This window comes from Salipiger sp., assembly GCF_059781815.1.
This window is the reverse complement of the sequence record NZ_JBYNAH010000239.1, coordinates 1-7,629: the sequence shown is the minus strand read 5'-3', so window position 1 is coordinate 7,629 and position 7,629 is coordinate 1. Positions and strand designations below refer to the sequence as shown.

The following is a 7,629-nucleotide window of genomic DNA, read 5'->3' as shown; positions in this document are numbered from 1 at the left end:
TGACCCCTCCGCGACGTGTGATATATTTTGAAACCATCGGCTCCCCTCCTCTTGTCATGCAAAAACGCTAGCAAGCAGGCGAGGCGGACGCGATGATGTGAATCAAGATATTGAAATATATAAATAATATATGGAATTAGCGCATATATTCAGCCGCAACCCAAGGGCGACTTTTGCGCGCGCAGGCGCCCGACGCCGCTCTGATCCGCGCGGCTCCGGTGTCAAGCGCCACTCGCCGCGCGCCTCTCGCTGCAAGGGAACGCGTCAGCGAAACTCTTCCGGTCTCAGCCCGTATTTCGCCAGCTTGTCGTAGAAGGTCTTGCGCGGCAGCTTCAGCATCTCCGCCGCCGCGCTGGCCTGCCCGCCGGTGCGCTTGAGCGCATCGGCCAGGAGCGAGCGCTCGACCTGCGCAAGCCGCTCGGCGAGCCCCAGCCCCTCACCACCGGTCTCCTCGTCCCCCAGGCCCAGCACGAAGCGCATCGCCGCCGACATCAGCGCCCGCGCATTGCCCGGCCAGTCGCGCGCGATCAGCCCGGCGATGACCTCGTCGCCGATCTCGGGCTGGGACATGCCCGATTGCTCCGCCGCCTGCGCCACGTAGTGCCGGAACAGCACCGGGATGTCCTCGGGGCGCTCGGCCAGCGCCGGAATGCGCAGTTGCATGACCTCGAGCCGGTAGTAGAGCTCGGCCGAGAACCGCCCCGCCTCGACCGCCTGCCCTAGATCCTCGACCGTGCCGGCGATGAGCCGTGCGCCGCCGGCCTCGAGCTTGTCCTGCAGCGCCAACTGGGTGTCGACGGGCAGCTGCGCGATCTCGTCGAGGAAGAGCGTGCCACCGGCGCAGGCCTCCCACACCGCCTCGAGCCCCTCGCGCCCCAGCCCCGCCGCCGAGCGCTTCTCGAACGGCCCCTTGGCGCGGGTCGAGCACAGGTGCACCACCTCGGCCACCTTCGAGATGCCCGAGCCGCGCGCCCCGCGGATCAGCACGTCGGTGCCGGCGCGGGCGGCGGCGCGGGCCTGCGCGCGCAGGGTCTCGGATTGCGGCGAAATGCCGAAGATCATCCGGGCCGCCGGGTCGCCGGTCTCGAGCTGCGCCTTGAGCCGCCGGTTCTCGAGCACAAGGCCCCGGGTGCGCAGCGCGCGCTCGATCACCGAGATCAGGTCCTGCGGCGCGCAGGGCTTTTCGAGGAAGTCGAAGGCCCCCGCCGACATGGCGCGCACCGCCATCGGGATATCGCCCTCGCCGGTCAGCAGGATCACCGGCAGCTCGGCATCCTGTTCATGCGCATAGTCGAGCAGATGAAACCCGTCGCGCCCCGGCATCCGGATGTCCGAGACGATCACGCCCTCGAATTGCGGCCCGATGCGGTCCTTGGCCTCGACGAAGGAGCCGGCGGTGATGGCGTCGAACTCGGCCAGCTCCAGCGTCTGGCCGAGCGCCTCGCGCACCGCCGCGTCATCGTCGACCAGAAGCACCCTGCGCACGCTCATGCCATCTCCCTCGCCAGTAGCAACTCGACGGTGAAACAGGCCCCGCCCGGCACGTTCTCGCCGCGCAGCCGTCCGCCGAAGCCCTCGACGATGCCATAGGAGATCGAGAGCCCGAGTCCCATCCCCTCGGCGGCGCCGACCTCCTTGGTCGAGTAGAACGGATCAAAGATGCGCGACGGATCGGCAATTCCCGGCCCGGTGTCCCGCACCGTAAGCAGAACCCGTCCGGCGGCATCGTCGCGCGCCACGCGGATGGTGATCGCGCGGGTTTCGCTCTCTGCCATGGCGTCCATGGCGTTCGACAGCAGGTTGATCACCACCTGCCCCAGCCGCACCTCGCCCGCCATCACCACCGTCGTGGTTTCGGGCCGCTGCCAGTCGATGCGGGTGCCGGTCTCGGCGATTCGCGGCGCGAGCACCTCGAGCGCGCTCTCGACCACCGCCGCGAGCCCGACCCGGCGCGCCGGCTCCGGCTCCGCCTTGGCGAAGGCGCGCAGGTTCTTGATGATCCGCCCCATGCGGTTCGCCATGTCCGAGATGCGCCCGAGGTTTTCCGCCGCGCGCTCCTGCTTGCCGCGCTCGAGGAAGGCGGCGCCGTTCTCGGCGAAGGAGCGGATCGCCATGAGCGGCTGGTTCAGCTCGTGGCTGATGCCGGCGCTCATCTTGCCCAGAGCGCTCAGCTTCGAGGCCTGCACCAGCTCGGCCTGCGCCCGCTTCAGCGCCGCTTCGGCCTCCTGCCGCTCGGCGATCTCGCGGCGCAGGGCGAGGTTCGACTGCTGCAGCGCCCGGGTCCGGGCCGAGACCCGCTCCTCGAGCACCAGATTGGCTTCGGCCAGCGCCCGGCGGCGCTCCAGCGCCAGCCAGAGCAGCGCACCGAAGAACAGCACCACCGAGGCCACCACCGCCGCCTGCAGACCGGCAAGGCGGGTGGCGGGCGCGGTGTCCATCAGCAGCACCCCGGTCATGCCGATCACCGGCAGCTCGCTCTCGAGCCGGAGGGCATGAGCAGGCACGTAGGGCGAAAAGCGCTGCTGCCAGACCGTGTAGCCGCCGGGGGTCTGGACCGCGATCTCGCGGCGGGTGCCATCGGGGGTGACAACTTCCGCCGGGCCGGTGCGACGCCAGCCCAGCAGCTCGGAGCGGTTGGTGGCAAAAATCTCGCCCGCGCTGTCGGTGAAGAACACCGCCGGCAGCGAGCCGCGCCAGTCCCGCTCGAGCCGCGCGATATCGATCACCACGATCAGCGCCCCGCGCACCGCCCCATCCAGGCCGAAGCTCGGGGCGGCGAAGTAGAAGGCCCGGTCGATGCCCTCCGGCCCCGCCCCGTGAGCGATGCCAAGCGCGCCGTCGAGCGCGCGGGTGAAGGGCGCGCCCTCGAGCACCCAGTCCGGCAGGCCGGGCTCGGACTCGGCCAGGATGCGCCCCTCGGGATCGACATAGGCGGCAAGCGCCGCACCGGACCGGTCGGCCCCACGCAGCAGCATCGCCTCGGCGGAGCGACGCGAGCCAAAATGGTGCAGCCCGGCCAGGGCCGGGTGTTCGGCGCTCAGCACGGCAAACTCGCGGAACCGCTGCAGCTGGGTCACGAGCCGCTCGGAGGCCAGCTCGAGATCGCTCTGCCCGCGCGCGGCCAGCGGCTCCAGCGCCTGCAGGTAGCCGTAATGCCAGACCGCCCCCGACAGCGCCGCGGTGGTGGTCAGGGCAAGGGCCAGCAGCGCGCCGCGACTGTGATGCAGTTTCCGCTTCATGGCGGAGACATAGCAAGCGCCGTCTTGTCAGGGAAGCGGCGTGGAGGCAGGGTCGCGCGCATGCAGCGCTTCTCGCAATCCCCGACCGATCCGGCCTTCGTGCAAGACCCCTACCCGTTCTACGACCGCCTGCGCGCGGGCGGCGATCTGGCGTGGTGGGAAGAGTACGGCATGGTCTGCGCCGCCTCGCACCGCGCGGTGCACGCGCTGCTGCGCGACCGCCGCTTCGGGCGCGAGATCCCGTCCGAGCTGGCGCAGCCGGTGCCCGAGCATCTGGCCGCCTTCTACAAGGTTGAGGCCCATTCCATGCTCGAGCTCGAGGCGCCCCGGCACACCCGCCTGCGCGGGCTGGTGCTGCGCGCCTTCACCTCTCGGCGCATCGCCTCGCTGGGGCCGGAGATCGCGGCGCTGGCGCATCGGTTGATCGACGCCTTTCCCGAGGGCGAGGTCGACCTGCTGCCCGCCTTCTGCCAGCCGATCCCGGTGATCGTCATTGCCCGGCTGCTGGGCGTGCCCGACAGCATGGCGCCGCAGCTTCTCGACTGGTCGAACGCGATGGTGGCGATGTATCAAGCCCGCCGCACGCGCGAGATCGAGGACGCGGCGGCGCGTGCCGCCTCGGAGTTCTCGGCTTTTCTGACCGGGTATATCGACGACCGCCGCAGCGATCCGCGCGACGATCTGCTGTCGCAGCTCATCGCCGCCGAGGAGGCCGGCGAAAAGCTCTCGACCGAGGAGTTGATCACCACCTGCATCCTGCTGCTCAATGCCGGGCACGAGGCGACGGTGCACAGCATGGGCAACGGCATCAAGGCGCTGCTCGAAACCGGCACGCCGATCACCGCAGAGACCGCCGCGCCGGTCTGCGAAGAGATCATGCGCCACGATCCCCCGCTGCATCTCTTCACCCGCTACGCCTATGAGGAGGTCGAGCTCTTCGGCCACCGGTTCCGGCGCGGCGATCAGGTCGGGCTGCTGCTGGGGGCCGCCGGGCGCGATCCGCAGGTCTATGACGATCCGCATCGCTTCGACCCGGCGCGCGAGGCGCCTGCGCATCATGCCTTCGGCGGCGGCCCGCATTTCTGCGTCGGTGCGCCACTGGCGCGGCTGGAATTGCAGGTCGCGTTGCCGATCCTCTTTGCGCGCTGCCCGGGGCTGCGGCTGGCAGAGACGCCGCGCTATGCGGATCTCTACCACTTTCACGGGCTGAAGCGGCTGACCGCAGTCCCGGGTCCGACCGCTCCCGACACCCGCGAGCCGGTTTAGCACTGCCCCTGCGGCTGCGCGCCATCGAGGACGAGATGCCGTCAGGCGCGCTCCTCTCTTGCCCGAGACGAAGCGCGTCACGATGCGTCACGCGGGGCGTATCGCGACCGGGGCGGCGCAGGGCGCAACGCTGCGCCCCGGCAGGGCTTTGCCGCAGATCCGCTGCTACCCCGCGATCATCTCCTGCCGCTGGGTGCCGAGCCCCTCGACGCTCAGCTCCATCACGTCGCCGGCGCGCAGGAAGCGCGGCGGTTTCATGCCGAGGCCAACGCCCGAAGGCGTGCCGGTGGCGATCAGGTCGCCCGGCACCAGCTCCATGAAGCGGCTCATGTAGGAGATGATTTCGGCCACGCCGAAGATCATGTCAGAGGTGTCGCTGTCCTGCACCGTCTCGCCGTTCAGCGCCAGCGACAGGCGCAGCGCCTGCGGATCGGAGACCTCGTCCGCCGTCACCAGAAACGGCCCGCAGGGGCCATAGCCCGGCGCCGACTTGCCCTTGATCCACTGCCCGCCATGCTCCATCTGCCAGGCCCGCTCCGACAGGTCGTTGACCACGCAATAGCCGGCCACATGGCTCAGCGCATCGGCCTCGGAGACCTGCCAGCAGGTCTTGCCGATCACCACGCCGAGCTCGACCTCCCAGTCGGATTTCTCCGAGCCCGGCGGGATCGTCACCGCATCGTTCGGCCCGGCCAGCGCCGAGGCCGCCTTGGAGAACAGGATCGGCTCCTTCGGCGGCTGCGCGCCGGTCTCGGCGGCGTGCTTGGCGTAGTTCAGACCGACGCAGAAGAAGTTCGGCACCGACGCGAGGCAAGCCCCGATGCGCACCCCCTCGGGCAGCACCGGCAGCGTCGCGAGATCGAGCCCGCGGATCGCCTCGAGCGCCTCGAGCGACACGCCCTGCCCGCCAAGATCCGGCACCACGCCGGAGAGATCCCGCATCTGGCCCTGGCCGTCCAGCACCACCGGGCGTTCTTCGCCCTTCGGCCCCACGCGCATCAGTTTCATGTCTCGTCCTCCTGGTCTGCGGCCGCCGCCTCGGCTTCGAGGGCGGCGGCGATGTCGTCTGCGAGGCTCGCCAGATGCTCTTCGACGGCGCGGGTCACCGCGTCCACGTCGCGGGCCCGGAGCGCCTGCAGGATGATTTCGTGATTGCCCACGACGCGCGCACGGTTGCGCTGCATCCGGGCCGAGAGGTAGCGCGCCCGCCACAGCCGCGCGAGATAGCGGTTGTGGGTCTGCGCCAGCGCCGCGTTATGCGCCGCCCGCGCGATGCGGCGGTGAAAGCTCATGTCGAGCTCGAAGGCGTCGAGCGCATCGAGCTGATCGTAGCTCGAGGAGATGCGCCGGTGCAGCGCCTCGATCTCGTCGAGATCGGCATCGGTGGCGGCCTCGCAGGCCAGCGTTGCCGAGAGCTGCTCGAGCGTCTGCAGCACCACCACCTGGTCGCGCACCTCCTTGATTGAGGGCCGCGCCACCACCGGGCTGCGCGCCGGGCGCAGTACCACCAGCCCCTCCTTGGCAAGGATGCGGATCGCCTCGCGCATCGGCGTTCGGCTCACCCCCATGGCGGCGGCGGTGTCGCGCTCCTTGATCGGCGCATCGGGCGGTAGCGTGCCGAACAGGATCGCCCGGCGCAGCTGCGCAGCGATTTGCTCGGCCAGCGTGTCCTGCGGCGTGTCCATCCCGGCTCAGCCCCGCCCGATATAGGGCATCTTGGTCGCCATCACGGTCATGAACTGCACGTTGGCATCGACCGGCAGCCCCGCCATGTGCAGCACCGAGGTCGCGACATGCTCGGCATCCATCACCGCCTCGGGGGCGATCTCGCCATTGGCCTGCTTGACCCCCACCGCCATCGGCGCGGCCATCTCGGTCAGCGCGTTGCCGATGTCGATCTGGCCGCAGGCAATGTTGAACTCCCGCCCGTCGAGGCTGATCGAGCGGGTCAGCCCGGTGATGGCGTGTTTCGAGGTCGTGTAGGGCGACGAGCCCGGGCGCGGCACATGCGCCGAGATCGAGCCGTTGTTGATGATGCGCCCGCCCTGCGGGTCCTGCCGGCGCATCTGGCCAAAGGCCGCACGAGCGCAGAGGAACATGCCGGTGATGTTGACGGCGCAGAGCTGCATCCAGTCCTCGACCGGGATCTCGTCGATCGGCGCGCCCTTGGTGAAGATGCCGGCATTGTTGAACAGCGCGTCGATACGGCCCCATTGCTGCGCCACCTCGGCAAATCCACGCTCGACGGCCTCCGGCTGCGCAACGTCGAAGGGCAGCACCAGCGCATTGGGATCACCGTTGGCGGTCTCGCGCAGCGGCGCCTCGCGGCGGCCCACCAGCGCCACGCGCCAGCCGTCCTTCAGGAATGCCTGCGCGGTGACGCGGCCGATGCCGCTGCCCGCGCCGGTGATGACGATGCTCCGGGTCATGAGCCCTCCTCCCTCGGCGCCGTTTCGCGCCCTCTTGCCGGCCGGTTGGGGCGCTTCCCCTCCGGCAGTTGCTTGCCACAGTGTCACCGGCTGGTATACCGAATGCAAGCGCATTCCCCGGCGCACGGAGACCACCAAGATGACCGCATTCGACGCGCTCGGGCAGCTGCTCGGTCCGCGCTTTTCCACCGCCCTTGCCGCCCGCCAGCAGAACGCCGGCAACGAGGCGCATTACGACGAGGTGCTGCCCGACGCGGTGGCCTTTCCCGAGAGCACCGAAGAGGTTTCAGCCATCGTGCGGATCTGCGCCGAGCATGGCGTGCCCATCGTGGCCTTCGGCACCGGCACCTCGCTCGAGGGCCAGCATCTGGCGGTCAATGGCGGCATCAGCCTCGATTTCTCGCGCATGAACAAGGTGCTGGAGGTCCATGCCGAGGACATGAACGTGGTGGTCCAGCCCGGGGTGACCCGCAAGCAGCTCAACGAGGACCTGCGCGCCACGGGGCTGTTCTTCCCGGTCGATCCCGGCGCCGACGCCTCGCTTGGCGGCATGGCCGCGACGCGCGCCTCGGGCACCACGGCGGTGCGCTACGGCACCATGCGCGAGAACGTACTGGCGCTCGAGGCGGTGATGGCCGACGGCACGGTGATCCGCACCGGCAGCGAAGCGCGCAAGTCCTCGGCTGGGTACGACC

Annotated in this window: 7 protein-coding genes; 2 read left to right on the top strand and 5 right to left on the bottom strand. The window is 69.8% G+C overall.

Annotated elements, in window-relative coordinates; genetic code table 11:
* Positions 1-264 precede the first annotated feature (264 nt).
* Entirely contained in the window at positions 265-1,491 is a 1,227-nt protein-coding gene (locus tag AC6RA4_RS21220) for a sigma-54-dependent transcriptional regulator (RefSeq protein WP_500163716.1), read from the bottom strand.
* A complete protein-coding gene (locus AC6RA4_RS21215) occupies positions 1,488-3,239 on the bottom strand; it encodes a sensor histidine kinase (protein ID WP_500163715.1) in 1,752 nt (583 codons plus the stop codon). The genes AC6RA4_RS21220 and AC6RA4_RS21215 overlap by 4 nt, the downstream gene beginning before the upstream one ends.
* Positions 3,240-3,299: 60 nt before the next feature.
* On the opposite strand from AC6RA4_RS21215, the gene AC6RA4_RS21210 reads away from it, so the two are divergent.
* The gene (locus tag AC6RA4_RS21210; protein ID WP_500163714.1) at positions 3,300-4,505 is read left to right on the top strand and encodes a cytochrome P450; all 1,206 of its coding nucleotides are present in this window, start codon (positions 3,300-3,302) and stop codon (positions 4,503-4,505) included.
* 165 nt (positions 4,506-4,670) lie between these two features.
* Here AC6RA4_RS21210 and AC6RA4_RS21205 read toward each other — a convergent pair whose 3' ends face one another.
* The 3 genes from AC6RA4_RS21205 to AC6RA4_RS21195 are packed head-to-tail and all read right to left on the bottom strand — an operon-like array spanning position 4,671 to position 6,934.
* On the bottom strand, positions 4,671-5,513 hold the full coding sequence (locus AC6RA4_RS21205; RefSeq protein WP_500163712.1) for a fumarylacetoacetate hydrolase family protein: 843 nt from the start codon (positions 5,511-5,513) through the stop codon (positions 4,671-4,673).
* Positions 5,510-6,190, bottom strand: coding sequence for a GntR family transcriptional regulator (locus AC6RA4_RS21200; protein WP_500163710.1), 681 nt, complete (start codon positions 6,188-6,190; stop codon positions 5,510-5,512). The genes AC6RA4_RS21205 and AC6RA4_RS21200 overlap by 4 nt, the downstream gene beginning before the upstream one ends.
* Before the next feature lie 6 nt (positions 6,191-6,196).
* Complete coding sequence (locus AC6RA4_RS21195) at positions 6,197-6,934, bottom strand: SDR family oxidoreductase (protein WP_500163709.1); 738 nt, start codon at positions 6,932-6,934, stop codon at positions 6,197-6,199.
* 139 nt (positions 6,935-7,073) lie between these two features.
* Between AC6RA4_RS21195 and AC6RA4_RS21190 the strand changes: the two genes are divergently transcribed.
* On the top strand, positions 7,074-7,629 hold a 556-nt coding region (locus tag AC6RA4_RS21190; protein ID WP_500163708.1), incomplete at its 3' end, for an FAD-binding oxidoreductase.